This window comes from Paenibacillus hubeiensis, from assembly GCF_032334105.1.
Classification (GTDB): domain Bacteria; phylum Bacillota; class Bacilli; order Paenibacillales; family Paenibacillaceae; genus Paenibacillus; species Paenibacillus hubeiensis.
Map to the genome: position 1 here is coordinate 102,325 of NZ_JAVYAE020000016.1, position 17,119 is coordinate 119,443.

The following is a 17,119-nucleotide window of genomic DNA, read 5'->3' on the forward strand; positions in this document are numbered from 1 at the left end:
CGTTTACACCACCTTCAGATCCAGCGACATGGTATGCATCCCGCCCTCCACCTTATGAGTGCATTCATCCACCAGAAAATATTGATTAATCTGCAAATCTTCGATCTGAATATTGACGTACGTCCCTGCCCTCACCCGAAAGTCGCCTAGCGCATCCACCTTCAGCTTCTGGGTTTCCCGATTGCGCAAGGTCATTAACGTGTTCAGCATCTCGTTGATCTGCCCTTCGTTCAGGTCGTCATCCAGCTTCTGATATAGAAAAAGCAGCCCCCATTGCCGGATGCTGCTTGAATTCTGCGCGACATAGGTCTCCCGTTTGCCCGTCTCCTTGTTGTCGCGGTAAAGCTTGATTTTATTGTACGTTTCGTCGTCGATGGAGCGGGAATGCGAATAATCGGTGAGCAGGCTCCCGTCTCCGATCACGAAGCCGTAGGGCATCTGCTCCGGTTCACGAAGCACCAATCGGCCGAAATCGTCGTAGAAAATATAGTTTTTGCCGCTGTAAATGAGAGTACGATCCAGCGCTTCGCAGATCATGTCGATCAGCTTTTTATTGTCGAAAAGCATGCGCGGAATGACGTACTCCGGTTTTCCAAGGTCCCCCATTTTCAACTGAAAATCCGTCGCGATCCGGCGGATCACGTCCGCTGCGGTTGCGTTCAGGAACTGATACGTTTGGTTCGCCGTCAAATACCGGGTCTGATCGTATGCTTTAATGGAGACCGTCTCATCCTTGCCACTGTCTACCGAGAAAATGTACCCATAGAAAACGCCGATATCGTCGGATACATATCTGACAACATAACCGTTTTCATAAGTAAATGATGCGCCAGGGTTATGCTTTCTCCGGATCAGCGTAAACTCCAACGACGCGGACTTGCCGATGCGCGACGTTTTGTGCGTAATATCCGTCACGATCCCGGTAATGTCCCATACCTGTCCCTGCTTGTTATCCAGCAGCAGCTGGTGTTTCATTTTACTTTCCCTCCTTTCAAGGCAGCTTGAGTACAAGCCCGATCGGAAGACGTTTGATCTGGGCATCCTGGATGCCGTTCAGCTTCTGCAGTTCCTTCCAGCGCGCACCATCTCCAAGATGGGCTTTAGCTATGGACCATAACGAATCGCCGGCTTTGAGCGTCACCGTTTTCGGCTGCACCTTTTCGTCCGAGCGCGTCGTTTCATCCTTCGTTTTGGCGGCAGATGCCTGTTTCGCGTCATTCTTCTTGACGAGCTCCACCTTTTTGGGCAAATAAAACTTGTATTCCTTCAGCTTGATATCGTATTGAATGTCGCCGACCTGCCCGGCCGTTTCCTTCCAGTCAAAGCTCTCGATGGACACGGGCATGTTGATCGTGTAGCGGGCGCTTGAGTAGAACAATCTGGCTCGTTTGCCCGTCTGCATCCAGCGAATGATTTTTTTCACGTATTCATAGGGATCGTCGTAGTATTGCTCTTTAATAGAAGAATGTCTGGCATCGTAATAAATGTGGTAGGGACTGTAATCGGCCGGAAAAATACCGCTAAAGCTCACTTCCCTCAAACGAGGGGATTTGATGACATTGATCTCCCCGATTCCGGTCACGTCATGCGTGCTGCCATCCAGCGCATCCGCAAACTCGATCGTCTCCGGGTTGACCGGAAAGTACATATATTCCGCGCGGTTGTTGTAGCTGAGCTGAATGTAATAGTCCATTTATCCGTATACCCCCTGTGCGCTGGAGACGATTTGGCTGTTCAGGCCATCGGTGATTTTCGTAATGATGCTGTCGATGTCGTGGCCGCTGTTGATATCCCCCGTCGTCACTTGCACGGTCGGCGTAAGGCTGACGAAACGTTGGATAGCCTGCATTTCAGCCAACTCGCGCATCAGCTTCAGGTCCTCGCTCGTCACGTCCACCGTGCCCGACACGTCCCCGATCTGATCGACCTTGCCGACATTGTTGATTTTGTTGATGTTGCTTGTGTTGTTGGGCATTTGCATGGTCGGCACGGATGGGGCTGTTGGTGCTAATGGTACGGTTGGCATTGTAGGGGTCTCTGGTTTGAAACCATCGCCAAAATTACCAGGAAAACCACCATCTGAAACGGTATCGTCGACAGAAAATTTGGAAAAGAAATCCTCAGCCAGCTGCTGCCCTTTATCTCCAGCATTCGGATCGAATTCACTATCCATCCTGAACAAAGATACAACGTCTTTATCGCTTTCCGGAGCCATGGATTCTAATGTATTCATCCATTCCTTTACCTTTTTGCTTCCGATATTAATATCGGCTTCAGAAACGACGTCAAGATTGGTGCCGAACGTGTCATTAATGAATGAAGCAACTTTGCCAATAGCACCCACAGCCTTGCCCAGGAAACTTTCGATTCCTACCATTACGTTGTACAAGGTTTGAAGCACGAACATTCCAAGATCATAGAATAGTTTCTTGATGGCATACACCGGATCAATAAATAAATTGATGAGGAACTCAGCCAAAGAAGCGAATAGATTCCACAACATAGCAATTTTCACTCGAATATTTTCGAACAACATCAGAAATACAGAAATGATTGATCCGACGATCTGCGTGCCTGAAACACCGCATAAATTCAGTATCGCTATCACTGCAGCAATTGCCGCAATAACCAATAAGATTGGCCAGTTTAATAGTAACCAAGCACCGGCAAGTGCCAGTACCTGCACGATGACAACACTCAACTGAATAATGATGTTTGCAAGCAATACAAGGGCAATAGCCGTTAATATCGGCGCAATCAAATCCCAGTTTTCCTGAACGACGGTGGCAAAAGCGATAACCCCCTGCACGATGAAAGCAATGACCTGTGCAATCATGGCAAAAGCTGTGCCAATCCACTCCGTAAAACTACTGAATTGCCCCGAGCTAAATGCTTCACTTAATTGATCCAATACAGGTGATAAAACTTCTAATGCTTTCGTTCCCAATTCGGCTAATACAGCATTAAATTGATTCACGATCCCCGTCCATTTCTGAAGCGGCGAATCGAGCATCGTATCGAATGCCTCCTTGGTATACCCCTGCATCTCAAGCACCGTCTGCATTTTCTGTATAAAACCATCCAAATCCTTGGTCTCGATGAATCCTTCCAAACCAGCATTGTCAAGTGCACCCTCGGAAACATTAAAATCAGATGCCAAATTCGAATTGTCTCCATTCATAGCACTGACTAATGCAGATGAGGCATCTGTCAGGCTTTTCCCATCCGGAGACAGCACGCTTAGACGTTTGGACAACTCATTCAGTTGTTCAATCTGGCCCATATTTTGTACCAGGGGTAGGAAACGTAGTGAAGACTGAAGCGAATCGTTCACATTTTGTCCGCCTTTAAATGCTTGATCCCGAACCTTATGATAAGCACCCTTTCCAAGATCCGGATCTTCCGCTGCAATCATGTAACGATACTTCCAATCTTCTTCCTCAGCAGCAGCTTTTAGTACAACACTCCCGACAGACTTCACCATTTGAAGCCATTTGGATAATTGGCTGAGGTTGTCACTTAGAGATTTCCCCGCATCATCAGCGGTGTCGTCCAGTTTGTCCATCAGGTTAATCGTTACATTCAACTGTTGGTTCACTTGATTAAAATGATTGGATATATTGGTCTGGTTGAATTGATTGAGATTAATCCGATTGATCTGGTTGAAATTATTTAGGATTTCAGTCGTTTTTACTTGTACCAGATTCAAATTATTGATCAAATTGTTTATTGACGGAGGGTTGATCACGTCTATTCTTGTATCAGACATCTTCTTCTCCTCCTTTCCCTGTTATTTCTTGCGGGTACGGCTACGGGCGCGTTCTTTCTTCTCCTCCTCTACCCGAACAGAGATCATGGCATAGATGGCCGCCTGCTCCCTTGGAGCGAGCGCCATCAGCTCATGAGGGAGAATCTTCAGTTCATGGAGGGCGTAATAGGCCAGATTGGCTTCCGGGTCGCCCTCTTTGATCAGTTTTTTACTTCATCCACCATATCGTTCATGTCCTGGTTGAAGCCGTTCAGCTTCTGCACCTGCTCCCCCAAGGTGGCAAACTCGCCCGGAAGCAGCATTTTGCGAAGCAGCGACTCCGCGCCCATGACGCCGTAGGAACGCTGAAGCTCCGCGTTTTTGAGATCCGGGTAGACGATGCTTGCCGTCATCAAGCGGGCCATGTAATCATTGGCGTCGATATCAGGCGTATAGACGCCGTTTTTGCCTTTCACTTTTCGGGTGGCCGCTTTGCGGCACTCCTGGTTTTCGTCCTCGGTCATGCTGCGCAGCTTCCAAGCGACCGGTTCGCCGTCCTCATTTTTGAAACGCGGGGACACGACGAAATCGACCGTTGCCTCCGAAGCTGCATTTTGCGCAAAAAACATACTCAATCCACTCATGAATGTTTCCTCCTCAGAAAATAGTCCCACCGCAATTCGTGCAGCTGTTGGACATATGTTGTAAAGAGAGCAGACCCGCCTCTCTCCTCTAAAAAATAAACCCAGCATCGTCAGCGGAAATGGCTGTTCATGCTGGGCACGACGAATAACCCGTCCACATGGCGGGTGCGTTGGCTTATAAATTCATTTTCCAGGCTGCTTTACAGCAGAAGTTAAAATGATTTCCGACTCAAAAGGGTGGTTATCTTACTTCGGCAAATTAAACGACACCGGCATGTCCACATCTTCAAAAGTAAAGCTTACTTCCTCCTCCAGCGCCTCGGACTCGGTATCCAGCGACGCCATGATCACGCTGTCCAGATTGACGCCTTTCAGCGTTACAGTTTGCTTGCCGATCGTGGAAGAAGGGTCCTCGTTGGTGACTTCGATATCGAAATACGTATCCACGCCGTTTTGCATGTACTGCAGCATCAGCTCGCGGAAGCGGGACGTCGTATAGAAAATCGTCATCGAGCCGGAACCGGACCACCCGGTTGCTTTATGCTGCACGCCGCGGCGGCCCAGCGTTTTGACCTCGGCTTTTTGTTTCTCTACCGTAGCTTCAAGCGTTTTGACGTAGAACATCTCTTCCGTCTGTCCGTTAATCGTTGCGTATGCGCGGCCCTCCTGGCCGGAAATCGTATCGCTTGCTTTCAAAAATGCCATCTCAAGCCACCTTCACTTTCATATATACTTTTTCCACCGAATCCACAGGCTGCACGGCAACGTCGATCACGATGCTGTCCGACTCGTTGCCTGCCGCAACCGTAATGTCTGCATTGGAGTCAAAATTTTGGATGGCACCGATGTCCTGCAGCTGCTTCAGGTACGTCACGCACTGGGAGCGGAACAGGCTGCGGCCGTCCTCGTTGTTGTTCACTTTGCCGATGAAGTACGATTCGAAGATCCGTTTCAGGTCATTGGAAATGCCGTCAAGGACGCGTACCACGCGGTTTTTCGCAAAATGGCGCGCCTTCTCCGGCGTTACCGAGCGGAACGTGTTCACGTCCTGTTCCACGACGGCCCGGTTGCTGCTCGCCGTAAACACGAACTCGCCATTGCGCAGAGCAGCCTCCGTCTCGGTATGCGTCAATCGGCCATTGACGTCCACCGCATCGTCATAGGCACGGAACGTCAGCGATTCGTTGATGTTTGCTCCGGCCGTCGCGCCAGCCGTCCAAGCCACCGCTTCCTGCGCGGACAGCTCCGTCCCGTCAGACAGCACAACGCCGTTGCGTACGCTGATCACGCCCTCATGGTCGGCAGCCGGGTAGTTGGACACGACCAGCTGCACCTTTTTGCCCTCCGTCTCACGCAAACGGCGAATGTAGGACGTGTATACGGATTTCAGCGTATTGTCCTCAGAGATCAGGCCGACCGTATTGAAATCAAGCACTTCTAGTGCAGCGAGGAAATCTGCGTGCGCTTCGTTCGTTGCCGTCCCATCCTCCCCGCCGGTAAGCGGAAGAGCTGCCGTTGCCGTCAGCTCGCCTGTCCCGGCAAAAACGACGTAATCGTTGGAAACCAGTTCGCCGATCGTCGCAGCGGTTTGTTTGTCCACTTCTTTACTGCCTAGAAGGGTGGTGACGTCGAATTGTTCTGCATCGTTAATGTTCGCGGCGATGGCAATGCTCAGATCATTCCCTCGTTTACCGCCAAATTTGGCTGTAGCAGTCAGGTTATCGAGCGTGGCTTTGGCTTGGGTGCCTGCGTTCAATCGGTAGAGCAGCAGCGTTTGGGCGCGCTTGAGCGCTTCGCGAATGAGCAGCAGTTGAGGAGAGGTCCAGTCGTAGCCGAGTTTGGACTGCACGTCCTCCCCTGCTTGGATCGTCATTATTTTGCCTGCTTGTCCCCAGGACAGTGGCAGAGCGAGCGCTACAGTCCCCCGTTCTCCAACGGTGCCCGGCAAAGATCCCTCCGATGCAAAGTTAATATATACGCCAGGGCGTACCTTGTTTTGCGTTGTCCATGTTCCTCCAGCCATTTATTGCGCCTCCTTGAGTTTGAATTGGTGAATGGTTTGTTTCGCTTCTTCCATGGTGCATGTTCCGTGTTCCGGCAGCATGGCCATCAAAATATCCCGTTCAATCCGGGTAAAATGCTCTGCGTGAGCAAACTGCGCTTTGCTGAACGAAGGCGGCCGAGCTGCCGGATCCGTTGGGTTCACTCCGGGCAGCTGCTCCGAAACAGTTTGTTGGTCAGACAGATTGCCAGCAATGGGTTCATTGCTTGGATTGAGTTGGGCTGCTTGCGTGCTTGGATTAGAGCTTTTCTGCTCCTGAGCTTTTTTCGTAAACATGGCCAGGACACCTCCCATCGTTTTCATTGTGCATCCCTCATTCCTCGTTATGTTGCTGTTTTCAAGGCAGAGGATGAGTCCAAATGTTGCATGACAACCACGGGCGGAGACGCCTTGCTTGTGCGTGCAGTGTAATACACCATCATGCGCGGAAGCCCGTCTTCCCGGCCTTCCCAGCGCAATTCCGCCGCCCGATACGGCGTGCCCTCCACATCGACCGTCTCCAATGCCTCAAACAGCTCGTCCGGCAAGCCGGCTCGTATATCCTTTGTTGTGGACCAGACCATTTCGTAAGCGTACGACTGCACAAAACGATCGCTGCGTTCTCGCGTCATTTGCGCAGATAACAACCGGTATTCGATCGCCTCCACATCCGTGGAAATCTCCTTGGCAGAAGCTGCGGGACGGATCGGCATATCCGGAAATTTCAGCGAGAGCGCGTTGACGACGGCAGCCGTTAGTTTTTCTGTAAACATGATTCACCTCCTTTGCGATATTCATAGGACAGAAAAAGACCAGCTTGTCTGCCGGTCTGCTGATGTTTGGATGTTTGATTGTGCTGATATGTTCACGGCTAACTTCCTTGTTATGCCATGATATAACTTTATACCTTTTCGATCCTAGCGCGGATGGTGGAAGGTTTGAGTTTCTGCGAAAAGATGCCGAGGCTTGGGCGGAAAAAAGACGATGCTTTGGGGGCGCTGCCCCTCTTCTCTTTACCGTCCAGCCAAGAATAGGCATTCTGCACCGCATGGTTCACGGCGGATGGTTTGGTCTTTTCCATCGCGAGAGTCATTGGTTTGTGGTAGAGGCATCGTTGTTTTTGTTTTCGCTGTCCGCGTTCGAAGCGTTCTTGGTATTTGAAGATTGGGTTGTGGGAGCTAACCCTTCGCCCCCTTTGCCCTTCAATACCTCAATCGCCTGACGGATCGCCGGAGGGATCGGTGCGCCGAGCTTGCCCCCGTTTTCGATGATGGACAACAGCTCATTCGCGATATAAAAAAAGGCGACCGCATCCCTGAACATATGTCCGTCTCCCAGGACACCGTCCACCAGATGAGCCACCGATACCATGGCAAAAATAAATACCTTGCGCGCAATGCCGAATATGCCGACATTACTCTCCAACCTGCCCTCCACCGCCGCCGCCGCCATCCCGGTCACGTAATCGAGGATGACGAAGACGAGCAGCACACCTAGTACGCCTGACCAGCCTCCATAGAAGTAGGTGGCGGTGCTGGTGAGGAAGGCGAGGAGCCATTTAATGAAGTTTTCCAAATGATCCCTCTCCCTAATAAGAATAAAATTCATTAATTTACTATCTGTAAAAGAGATTACCCGATAAACTCATGTTACTTGTAGAAACGTAATGGTAACCAGGAGTTGCCCAATAAGTAACAACTAAAACCAATTGTAAAGGTGTTGAATTCGTTCCTATCGGCCGAGTTAAATCAGACACACTTGAGACTGCTCCATTTGTAGATAATACAGTACCTTTTCCACTAACTAAATCGAGTTGAAAAGAAATAAGCCAATTGATGTAACCGTCGTTGCCATTTGTGTTACTATTTGAATATCCAGTTACGCTATAGATATTATTAGAAACTTTATTGCTGTCTCTCAATACTAGTGACATAGTACATCCATTTCTGGAATAACCAGACGCAAAATTTGAAAATGGTGATGCTGTCGTTAAATTATTCATTGCTGATGCTGCATTCCTGAAATAAAATCCATCCGAAAAAAAGGATATCATTTTAATATCTGATGGAAAATCAGCTATGATTAGCTCTTTACTACTAGGGGCTGCTCCACCATCATAATATGTTCCAGTATACGTCGGAGAGGTAAAGGATAGTTTCATACTTCCCGATCTATCCTGTTGAATCTCTCTAATTTTCGATGTTAAACTTGCAAAGCTTTCGCTGCCCGATGCTGAGACTCCTTTGTCAGTAATGGCGGCAGCGACCGAAGCCTTCCCGTTACTGACAGATGTAAAAAGGTCTTGTGTCCACGGGCTCCAATTAATAGTTCCATTTCCAGCATCTGAGCCCGTTCGCATTTGGTAGGTATTGCTGAAAAGGTTGATGGCTTCCTGTTTGACCCATAGGTTTACGTTCATAGCCGAAACACGGATATACCACCATTCACCTGCTCCGGTTCTCGGTGCGTTAGCGATATTCTCCCCTACATAAAACCCATGCCTAGTGAGGGTGTTAGCATCGCCGTTGCTTATATTAAGTGATGCACCATCATCATTCGTAAGCATACGCTTTTGCCACGGTACACCGTTATCGATAATCTGCATCCACGGTCCCCACGTATCGTTAGCAGACGTCCCAGTACGATGATACATTTGTCCGGTTGTCCCTCCAGATGCATATTCGTGGGTTACACCACCGCTGTCATCATTCCAACCTTTAAAGCCGTGAATAACAACATATTGTTCAGCAGGTAGACCAGCCACGGGGCCTGTCTTGAAGGAGTATGCGACACTTTTGCTGTAGTCGCTCGGCTTTGTTGGGACATTTCGAGTGTCGGGAATCATTCTCGGAATAGCACTGTCGACTGCAGCTTTTACAGCCTTCTCCGTCGCCGCCAGCGTCTCGGATGTCCCATTTGTCTTGCTCGACAGCTGCACCTTCCCTTTTTGCGTCAACGACGCATCCGGGATATCCATCTTGTTCACTGCTTCCCGCAGCATCTCTAAATCTTCCTGCGTCGCAACACCCGCATCAATCTTTTCAAAAATTGCATTAATGCTTTCCCGGGTCACATTCTCGTTCCCCAAGGGCAGCGGCAGTTTCAATCGATCAGTCTCCATTGGCATTACGCCCACACCTCCAGTTCATTCCACGTCAATGACGCGGCATCCAGTTCATCCCATGTCACTTGCTTGCGGTCCAGATCATCCCAGTTCAGATAACGGTACTCATACTCGACAGCCATGTGAGCCGGCTTCAGTTCTTCGATAGCTCGCTTGAGATCCTCCATATTCGGCGGAATGCCCATCGTGTCCACAAAGCTCACCGTAAAACTCCACGCCTCCGGTTGAAACGTCACGTCCACCTTGCCGCCCGCATAGGCTTCCGCTACACTTTTCACGAGTCTGCCCGAAAACGTTCCTGCACCGCGCAGCTTCGATTCCACCACGGCGCGCCGCTGGTCCACGGGTTTGAGACGATCTGTCTCAATACCCAATTCTTGCTCCCAGTAGTCCAGTCCCCACGTCGCCGTGCGCACGAAAAATTGGTCCAACGTTTCCTCCAGCGCTTGGTACAGCATGTCCATCTCCGCACCCTTGGCCTGCATATCGGCACGCATTACGCGCGAAGTTTCATAGTACCCGGGGAGATAGGAAAAAAGCTCACGCCCTTTGGCACTCGAAATATCTACGCTTTTGAAGGCAATCCCTTCACTCTGAACAGCAGCATCTTTGCTCTTGCCATCCATTTCGTCACTCATCACAGCAGCACTCACATCCGGCCACCTCCTTCCGCTCCGCCAGAGTCCTGCCTTGAAAATTCCTTCTGCATCTCCAGCGCTGTCCACATGTCATCCATGATCTGCTGCTCCTTGAGCACCTTACTCATGCACGTCCACCGTCCCCAGCACAGCAACCTGGCTTGGCTTCATTTCAATGTTCTGGTCGCTCATGCCGTTTACGGTCAGCTCCGCATAATCGATGATCGGTGGAATGTCGAGCAGAATCGCGGCGATGCGGGTGTAACGCACCAATGGATCGGCAAAAGCAAGCTGCTTCAAATACGCGGTCACCCCGCGCTCGATCTGCTCCTTTACTTCCGCCAATGTGACATCACTCGCCAACGTCAGTTTGACTTCAATGTTCATCGGCACTTCCTCGGCCGGCATCACGCTAACGATTGGTCCTGCGGGCGCAGCGCCTTCGCCTTGTCCATCCTGCGTCGGATCGATATACTGCTGCACCGCCTGCACCAGATCCGGGCCAGCCGCCCGTTTGTCCGTGTCGAGCAAATACAGCCCAACCGTGCCCGGCCCCTGCCAGAGCGGAATGACGCGTGTCGCGCCAACGCCAGGCACTTCGCTCGCCCACTGGATGTATTGCGCCTTGTTGCCACTCGTCCCCTGGTTGCGGACCTTTGCATAAAAGCGCTCCAACAGCGCCATATCCGTTTCAATATCCGCGCCGCCCTTGATCGCATCAGGGTTCACCACGGACGTCACGCCACTCACAGGCGTGGATAGCACAACGACCGTGCCTGCGGGCACGTTGCTCTCTTTTCCAGCAACCAATGCACGCACGCCCACGGTTCCAGAACCTTCCGCATCCAGCTCCACACTACCTGTCGTTTCATATTCAAGCGAAGCCTCGCCCGAAATTTCGTCCGCGAGCGTAGCGACAACGGTGCCTGCAGGCACTACTTTGCCCGGCGTTCCCACAAAACGCACCACTCCCTGTGCCGCCACCGCTGCACGCCGCGTAATGCCATGCTCGCCTGCCCGCAGGTCCAGCTCCTCTGCACGGAAATTCGGGTCACCGCTTGCCACCGTACTCGCGAACCCTCGCCGCAAAAGCTCTTGCGCCCAAACTGCCGCCTCCGACAGCATAAAAGCCACTGGTGCCTGCGCATCCCACAGGAACGATCCTTCCGACTTGTCCAAATCGACGGGCAACCGATCCAGCATGCGCTGCATAATTTGCTCTTCGGTCTGTTCTTCCAAATAATTCGGAAACTCTGCCATCCGTCAGATCACCTCGCTTTCCAAAATCATTGACTCTTCCTGCACACTCGTCACCCGGCAAGAGAATCGGCACACTTCCCGTTCCCAATCAAACGCAAACTGGTCCACCGTCTCCGTGCGTGGATCGGCCAGCAGCGTTTCCGTCACCATGCGAACGATTTCGCTTTCCACCACGCCCCGGCTGTCGCCACCACCAATAAGGTCCTCCAGCTCCGAGCCGTAATTGCGCGAATAAATGACATGTCGGTATCGTGGCGTGCGCACCGCTTTGTTGCACCATTGCACCCACGCTTCATGACCGTCTGCCGCGGCAACTTTGCCGCTCGGCGTCAGCACGAATTCCCCGGCATCGTAATCGAAACGCCAGCTTCGGCCAAACTGCACCTCTACCGACTCCGCCTCCTGGCCGGACCAATCTTCTTCATCGCCCCACACCATCCCGATTTCCGGAAACAAACTAGGCACCCGCACTCACCACCTTGCACAGCACCACGACGTCGTTGCCCCCGTTCACCCGCATTGCGAGCACCCGGTCGCCGGGCTTCATCCCTTTTCCAAGGGATAGTGTCGCCTCTTCCACTTCTTCTTTTTGCAAAAGAAAGCGTCCCTCGCTCGTCGTTCCTCCGTTCGCCACCTCGCTGATACCGGAGATTGAACCCGTCGTTTCACGCTCGGGCAGCTCCAAGGTGCCGGGGTATTCGGCCACAAAATAGTCCTGTACCTCATGTTTGAAATCGTCCAGCTTCACGCCGGACGACGTGATCGTGCCAAGCACCGCGCCCAGACCGCTGACGGCCTGGCGAGTATGGTTGCTCATCGCGCCGCGCATCACATCGGCAAAATGCCCATACGGATCATCTTTATTCAAGGTAATACCTCCTTTTCACCAGTTCGGCCGTGCCGAGTTCCAGCGTCATCGTGCCCGGACCTGCCGACAAATCCCGGCTGACCGACATAACGATCAGCTTTATCCCTTTCAGGCGCACCGCGTCTCCGGCTCGAATCGTATTGATGTCCGGCGCCGTCACGGTAAACGTCTCCTGGATGCCGGTCAGCTTGCTCTTGGCCAGCTTTTTGGCGGCCGCTGCCGTTTTGACTTGATCGTCCTGGAACAGCTTTTGCAGTGTGCCAAGTTCGGCAATGCCCTGTTCCTCAATCGCCAACACCTTGGAGGGAACTTCCTTGCCGCTGCTGGACTCGGAGGCTGCCATGACTTTTGCTTTGGTTACCGCGCCCTCCAATGTACGCATTTGCGACAGGTCGATCAGCCGGTCCAGTTCATGCACTTTGGCATTGCTGCCCACCTTGAACAGCTGCAGCCCGGCAGGCGTCATCCGGGGATGGTACATGTCCCCGCCCGATTTGGCCGTCTCTTTCAGATCGGCATAGATCATCGACAGGATCGTCTGCGATCGGTACACCGCTTTGCTAAGCTTTGTCGCCGTATTCGGCAGCGTGGCGCATGGGATTTTCCACTCTTTTGCATACGTTTTGAGCCGCTGCGTGGCCGTTTGGTCTTTGGGCAGCAGAAACTCGTCCTCCGATTTTTCCAGATAGATCATCCGGTCGTAGATCGTCAGGGATAACCGTTTGACGCTGCCGTTCGAGCTTTCCGCCTCCCAAATGACTGCGGGATGCAGCAACGTCGCCATACCTGTGCCGCCAAAAGGAACCCCGCTGATCCGCACCGCCATGCCCGGCGATATCGCAGGCAAACCGGAAGTTGCTGACACTGCCAACCGGACATTGCCTTGGTAAGCAATTTGGTCGAGCGAATCCTTAAGCGTAATCGTCTCGACCAGCTTGGTGACATCGTATTTGTCTTCGACAATGACTTTGTACGTCATGGCAGCACCAGCTTTTGCCCGGGCTTGATCCGGTTGGGATCGTTGCCGATCGTTTTTTTGTTGAGCTGGTAGATTTCGTTCCACTTTGAACTGCTTCCCAGCTCCATTTTGGCGATTTTCGATAATGAATCACCGGATTTGACGGTATACGTTTTGCTGTTTTTTTTCAGGTCGGTCCGTGAGGACGACGATTTGCTTGCCCTTCCTGCACCCAGCTTCTCCACTTTCGAATCCCGCCAGGTGCGGAGCGTCAGGTCGAAATAAATGTCCCCCGGCTCGCCTCCCCGGAAGGTGGTGTTCAGGGTGATCAAGTATACCGGCACGTTCACGCCTGTGTTCGAGATGATGAAGCGCAGCGGTTTTTTGGACACCAGAAACGTATTCAGTACGTTCATTGCCACACGCGGGTCGGGAACCGTCGTCGTTTGGCAGAAGGATCGGTTATGTTCTTTCGGAAAAAAAGAAGAGAAGGTGATCTCCTTCACCTTCTCCCCAATCGCAAAATCAAACTCGCCATGCTCCAGCATGTTGATCGTTTCGTACCCTTTGGAACGGGATATGCTTACCTCCTCCGGATTGACCGGAAACTCGAAAGTGGTCGATCCGTCCTTCAAGGTAAAGAGCATGTCCAAACCTTCGGGTGTATCTTCAATGAATGCCATGATTGACCTCCTTCCACTTTAAGCCATCACCGTTGATCGGCGATTTTCCATGGCACGGCGCAATTCATTCGAGAGGCGTCCCCCGATCTGAAGGGCGAGGGCATCGTAATCGATCGCGTTTTCGCGCACCGTCACTTGCACCGCTCCCGCAGGCACGTTGACAGAGACTTGGTTGGTGACCTCAGTTTTGAAATCGGTGAGGTAACCAGCCAGACTGCTCATCTGTTCCTCGGAAATTTGCACGGTCATCGTGGATGGTGTGCCGTTGCCCGCGGCCTGTGCTTGCGCACCTGCACCTGCACCTGTACCCATGCCCATGGCCTGCATTTGCATCAGGTTCGGTCCAGCGAGTGCCGCCGCCGTTGGGCCGCCGCCCATGCCGGACAAGTAGGCTTTCGGACCGGTTATCGAAAGAGCTTCTGGTATATATGGCGGAGCTGGCATTGGCTGTGAAGGTACGGAAGCGGGGGGCGTCACCGCAGGAGCTTCTTCTTTCTTAGAGCCGCCAAAGAACTCGGTGATTCCGCCGAAGATGTTCTTCGTCTTTTCGGCCACAAAATCAGCCGCGCCGGACAAAGCATTTCCCACGCCTTCGGTTGCACTGGACATGAAGTTTCCGATGTCTTTCGCCTTATCTCCGATCCAGCCGCCGACTTCACTGCCAGCCCAGCCCCCAACCGCACCGCCAACCCAGGTTCCAATGCCTGGCAGCAATACACTTCCGATCGCGCTGCCGATCGCTGTTCCTGCCGTACCGCCGATCATGGAGCCGACGGCACGTCCACGCTCTTCGGGGGGAGCGGTGGCAATATTGGCCACGCTGGCGACCATGGTAAGCGGACCTAGCATTTTTCCTGCACCTTTAGCGAGACCATTGCTTATTTTGGAGAACATGCCGTTCCCAGACATCATATCCAGCGGTGAGCCTGACATAATGCCGGAAGTAAGTCCAGATATTCCTTTGCCTATTTTTAGCGATTTATCATTTTGTCGTCGAAAATCTCTAACTGCATCATCCATCATTTTATCAGTAGTCTTTGTAATGATCGTTTTCTTTTCACCAGCATCTGTCCTAACAGTCACTTTATTATTTTGTTGTCGAGCTTGTTCTGATCGGCCACCCTTGTTGCTGGCATTACGACCCGAACTATTCCCTCCTGTTGGCTTTCCTCCCCTTCCCCCTTTTGAACGGTTCTTGATTGAACCGACTAAAGAGCCGCCACCACAACAACAGTTGCAGTTAGATCCATTTTTATCATTTTTTGAAAATAATTTTTTCAAACCGCCCCCCCACTTTATTATTAAGTCAGTAGCATTGTTCAAAGGACTAAGGACGGCGTTATTGGCATTTGTAGTCCAGTCCATCCATCCTGGATTTGAACTACCTGAACTACTTGGAGCACTGGTAGTTGTACTCATAGCATTATTAAAAGTTGTATGATTAATTATGCTGTTACCCATTTTGCCCATTTCCACTTCAACCTTTTGCTTTACGTCAACCAACACCGTTCCGGATGCCTTTACCATTTGTCCGCGCACACTGTTCAGCTTCGCAAGCGCACGATCCAATGCCGGACTTAGTTCATCGATTAAACCGATCTTCGGCATAATCCGTAACCTGCTCAATCGTACCGCCGTGCTATATATGCTCTCCAAACGTCGCCCAGTTGTCCGCAACTCGTTGTTGGTCTTGATCAAACTCTGATATCGCGTTCGGCCCAACCGATCCGTGGAACGCTGGATCTGGTCGAGATAACGAATCGTCGTTCGCATCTGCGCATTCGATTGGGACAAACCAATAATCGTTTCTGCCATTCGTTCACCTCCTGACGTATCGTTGTTCCTCTATCGATTGGCTGTCGCGGCCAAAGCGTTCATCTCCTCTTCACTAAAAGCGAGCAGCAATGACCGCTCTCCTCTTGGCAGTGCCCAGAACTCTCCGGGACGCAAATGATGGCGCACCCACATGTGGTACAGGTACGTCGTCATCCCGCCGGAGTGAATCAGTTTTTTAGGTCTTCAATCTCCACGCCGAAGCCGGACAGCTCCAGTACTTTGTCGCCGACCGCGTCCAATTCACCTGCCAGCAGCATGCGGCGAACCGCCTGCTCCCCGCCGGACAGCTTCATGCGTCCAGTGATGCGGCTGTCTCCCCAGCCGGACAATTCCAGGCTGCGTACCTGCAGCTTGACCGTCGCTTCCGAGATCAGCAGCGCGTTGAATGTCTCCGTGTCTACTTTTTCCTCGGTGCGGCCTTTGACGGTTTTGCGGATCGTGCAGCGTTCGCGGATCTGATCGACCTTCGAGGACGTCAGGCCGCGCAGGGTCAGCAGCAGATCCAGGCGCTGGATGCGCACGTTTTCCTCCGGCAGCCGTTCGGCTGCTTCAAACAGCTGGTCCAAAATTTGTTCTTCCGACAAATGTTCGTTTACGCTCATGGTTGTTAGCTCCTTTTTTTGACTGTGTATAAATTCAATGTTTCAACTTGATCCATTCACCAGCATATTTTCTCATCTCTTACACATGGTCAATGAAAGGGCCGGGAACGTCCCAGCCCATTCACATTCCGCTCGAATTATCTGGCTACAATCGGATCAAGCAGATCGAATCCTTCAAAGGTAAAACCGGTCTCCTCCGGCACTTCCTCGCCGGCCGTCCAGTTGGCCAACTGGATTTTGTCGACCATACAGCCTTTCAGCAGCACCCGCTCATGACCATAGGACTCGGGATCGTTCAGCGAGGAAATAATTTCGAATTTGGTAAAACCGCGCACGATCATGTCCGATGTCACTTTGTAACCGGTCATGGTGCCGGTGCCTTTTTTGGCGCCGTTTTTGTGCACCTTCCAGTCGTTGCCGACCAGGTTCAGCTCGCGCTTCTCGATCTCCACGCTGGCCTCCAGTTTGTTGATATTGGTCTGCCACACACCATCGATATGCAGCTGACCGTGGGTACCGAGAATAACTCTTGATGCATCCAACATGTAAAATTCCTCCTTGGTTATATGTGTTGAGGTTCCACACCTCTTCGTTGATTCATTTGCGTAGTTCTAACGAACCGTAGACACCTTATTTGGAGATAAATCACGCATGCCACAATGTAACGAACCTCAGCCACGCTATTCGGGCCGGAAACAAGCAACAACGCCCGTTTTC

Annotated in this window: 19 protein-coding genes; all 19 read right to left on the reverse strand. The window is 51.7% G+C overall.

Features of this window, described 5'->3' with window-relative positions; translation table 11 throughout:
* Positions 1-3: 3 nt before the first annotated feature.
* Complete coding sequence (locus RSX24_RS27460) at positions 4-975, reverse strand: XkdQ/YqbQ family protein (protein WP_343262358.1); 972 nt, start codon at positions 973-975, stop codon at positions 4-6.
* 16 nt (positions 976-991) lie between these two features.
* Positions 992-1,693 carry a LysM peptidoglycan-binding domain-containing protein gene (locus tag RSX24_RS27465; protein WP_236415294.1) on the reverse strand — a complete coding sequence of 234 codons (702 nt, stop codon included), beginning with the start codon at positions 1,691-1,693 and terminating at the stop codon, positions 992-994.
* Positions 1,694-3,769, reverse strand: a complete 2,076-nt coding sequence (locus tag RSX24_RS27470) for a hypothetical protein (protein ID WP_343262359.1) — start codon at positions 3,767-3,769, stop codon at positions 1,694-1,696.
* A 200-nt stretch (positions 3,770-3,969) separates the two neighbouring features.
* Positions 3,970-4,392 carry a phage tail assembly chaperone gene (locus tag RSX24_RS27475; RefSeq protein WP_236415298.1) on the reverse strand — a complete coding sequence of 141 codons (423 nt, stop codon included), beginning with the start codon at positions 4,390-4,392 and terminating at the stop codon, positions 3,970-3,972.
* 246 nt (positions 4,393-4,638) lie between these two features.
* Positions 4,639-5,097, reverse strand: a complete 459-nt coding sequence (locus RSX24_RS27480) for a phage tail tube protein (protein ID WP_145320645.1) — start codon at positions 5,095-5,097, stop codon at positions 4,639-4,641.
* Position 5,098: 1 nt separating this feature from the next.
* Positions 5,099-6,415 carry a phage tail sheath family protein gene (locus RSX24_RS27485; RefSeq protein WP_236415300.1) on the reverse strand — a complete coding sequence of 439 codons (1,317 nt, stop codon included), beginning with the start codon at positions 6,413-6,415 and terminating at the stop codon, positions 5,099-5,101.
* Positions 6,416-6,730 carry a hypothetical protein gene (locus RSX24_RS27490; protein ID WP_236415302.1) on the reverse strand — a complete coding sequence of 105 codons (315 nt, stop codon included), beginning with the start codon at positions 6,728-6,730 and terminating at the stop codon, positions 6,416-6,418.
* 47 nt (positions 6,731-6,777) lie between these two features.
* Positions 6,778-7,206: a phage tail terminator family protein gene (locus RSX24_RS27495; RefSeq protein WP_339276537.1), complete on the reverse strand. Its 429-nt coding sequence runs from the start codon at positions 7,204-7,206 to the stop codon at positions 6,778-6,780.
* A 316-nt stretch (positions 7,207-7,522) separates the two neighbouring features.
* On the reverse strand, positions 7,523-8,008 hold the full coding sequence (locus RSX24_RS27500; protein WP_236415308.1) for a phage holin family protein: 486 nt from the start codon (positions 8,006-8,008) through the stop codon (positions 7,523-7,525).
* Between the two features lie 40 nt (positions 8,009-8,048).
* Entirely contained in the window at positions 8,049-9,539 is a 1,491-nt protein-coding gene (locus tag RSX24_RS27505) for a tail fiber protein (RefSeq protein ID WP_343262360.1), read from the reverse strand.
* Positions 9,540-9,559: 20 nt separating this feature from the next.
* Positions 9,560-10,120, reverse strand: coding sequence for a YmfQ family protein (locus RSX24_RS27510; RefSeq protein WP_236415403.1), 561 nt, complete (start codon positions 10,118-10,120; stop codon positions 9,560-9,562).
* A 195-nt stretch (positions 10,121-10,315) separates the two neighbouring features.
* On the reverse strand, positions 10,316-11,455 hold the full coding sequence (locus RSX24_RS27515) for a baseplate J/gp47 family protein (protein WP_343262361.1): 1,140 nt from the start codon (positions 11,453-11,455) through the stop codon (positions 10,316-10,318).
* A gap of 3 nt (positions 11,456-11,458) precedes the next feature.
* Complete coding sequence (locus RSX24_RS27520) at positions 11,459-11,920, reverse strand: DUF2634 domain-containing protein (RefSeq protein ID WP_343262362.1); 462 nt, start codon at positions 11,918-11,920, stop codon at positions 11,459-11,461.
* Positions 11,913-12,323, reverse strand: a complete 411-nt coding sequence (locus tag RSX24_RS27525) for a hypothetical protein (protein ID WP_343262363.1) — start codon at positions 12,321-12,323, stop codon at positions 11,913-11,915. The genes RSX24_RS27520 and RSX24_RS27525 overlap by 8 nt, the downstream gene beginning before the upstream one ends.
* Positions 12,316-13,302, reverse strand: a complete 987-nt coding sequence (locus RSX24_RS27530; protein ID WP_339276523.1) for an XkdQ/YqbQ family protein — start codon at positions 13,300-13,302, stop codon at positions 12,316-12,318. The genes RSX24_RS27525 and RSX24_RS27530 overlap by 8 nt, the downstream gene beginning before the upstream one ends.
* A complete protein-coding gene (locus tag RSX24_RS27535; protein WP_343262373.1) occupies positions 13,299-13,928 on the reverse strand; it encodes a LysM peptidoglycan-binding domain-containing protein in 630 nt (209 codons plus the stop codon). The genes RSX24_RS27530 and RSX24_RS27535 overlap by 4 nt, the downstream gene beginning before the upstream one ends.
* Positions 13,929-13,982: 54 nt before the next feature.
* On the reverse strand, positions 13,983-15,779 hold the full coding sequence (locus tag RSX24_RS27540; RefSeq protein ID WP_339276522.1) for a hypothetical protein: 1,797 nt from the start codon (positions 15,777-15,779) through the stop codon (positions 13,983-13,985).
* 188 nt (positions 15,780-15,967) lie between these two features.
* Positions 15,968-16,402 (reverse strand): phage tail assembly chaperone, encoded by a 435-nt coding sequence (locus tag RSX24_RS27545; RefSeq protein ID WP_339276520.1) that lies wholly within the window; start codon positions 16,400-16,402, stop codon positions 15,968-15,970.
* 137 nt (positions 16,403-16,539) lie between these two features.
* Entirely contained in the window at positions 16,540-16,947 is a 408-nt protein-coding gene (locus RSX24_RS27550; protein WP_236415328.1) for a phage tail tube protein, read from the reverse strand.
* Positions 16,948-17,119: the final 172 nt, after the last annotated feature.

Coding starts and splice junctions, on each gene's coding strand:
- RSX24_RS27460 (WP_343262358.1), bottom strand. CDS start 975: ATGAAACACCAGCTGCTGCTGGATAACAAGCAGGGACAGGTATGGGAC.
- RSX24_RS27465 (WP_236415294.1), bottom strand. CDS start 1,693: ATGGACTATTACATTCAGCTCAGCTACAACAACCGCGCGGAATATATG.
- RSX24_RS27470 (WP_343262359.1), bottom strand. CDS start 3,769: ATGTCTGATACAAGAATAGACGTGATCAACCCTCCGTCAATAAACAAT.
- RSX24_RS27475 (WP_236415298.1), bottom strand. CDS start 4,392: ATGAGTGGATTGAGTATGTTTTTTGCGCAAAATGCAGCTTCGGAGGCA.
- RSX24_RS27480 (WP_145320645.1), bottom strand. CDS start 5,097: ATGGCATTTTTGAAAGCAAGCGATACGATTTCCGGCCAGGAGGGCCGC.
- RSX24_RS27485 (WP_236415300.1), bottom strand. CDS start 6,415: ATGGCTGGAGGAACATGGACAACGCAAAACAAGGTACGCCCTGGCGTA.
- RSX24_RS27490 (WP_236415302.1), bottom strand. CDS start 6,730: ATGTTTACGAAAAAAGCTCAGGAGCAGAAAAGCTCTAATCCAAGCACG.
- RSX24_RS27495 (WP_339276537.1), bottom strand. CDS start 7,206: ATGTTTACAGAAAAACTAACGGCTGCCGTCGTCAACGCGCTCTCGCTG.
- RSX24_RS27515 (WP_343262361.1), bottom strand. CDS start 11,455: ATGGCAGAGTTTCCGAATTATTTGGAAGAACAGACCGAAGAGCAAATT.
- RSX24_RS27530 (WP_339276523.1), bottom strand. CDS start 13,302: ATGACGTACAAAGTCATTGTCGAAGACAAATACGATGTCACCAAGCTG.
- RSX24_RS27535 (WP_343262373.1), bottom strand. CDS start 13,928: ATGCTCTTTACCTTGAAGGACGGATCGACCACTTTCGAGTTTCCGGTC.
- RSX24_RS27540 (WP_339276522.1), bottom strand. CDS start 15,779: ATGGCAGAAACGATTATTGGTTTGTCCCAATCGAATGCGCAGATGCGA.
- RSX24_RS27545 (WP_339276520.1), bottom strand. CDS start 16,402: ATGAGCGTAAACGAACATTTGTCGGAAGAACAAATTTTGGACCAGCTG.
- RSX24_RS27550 (WP_236415328.1), bottom strand. CDS start 16,947: ATGTTGGATGCATCAAGAGTTATTCTCGGTACCCACGGTCAGCTGCAT.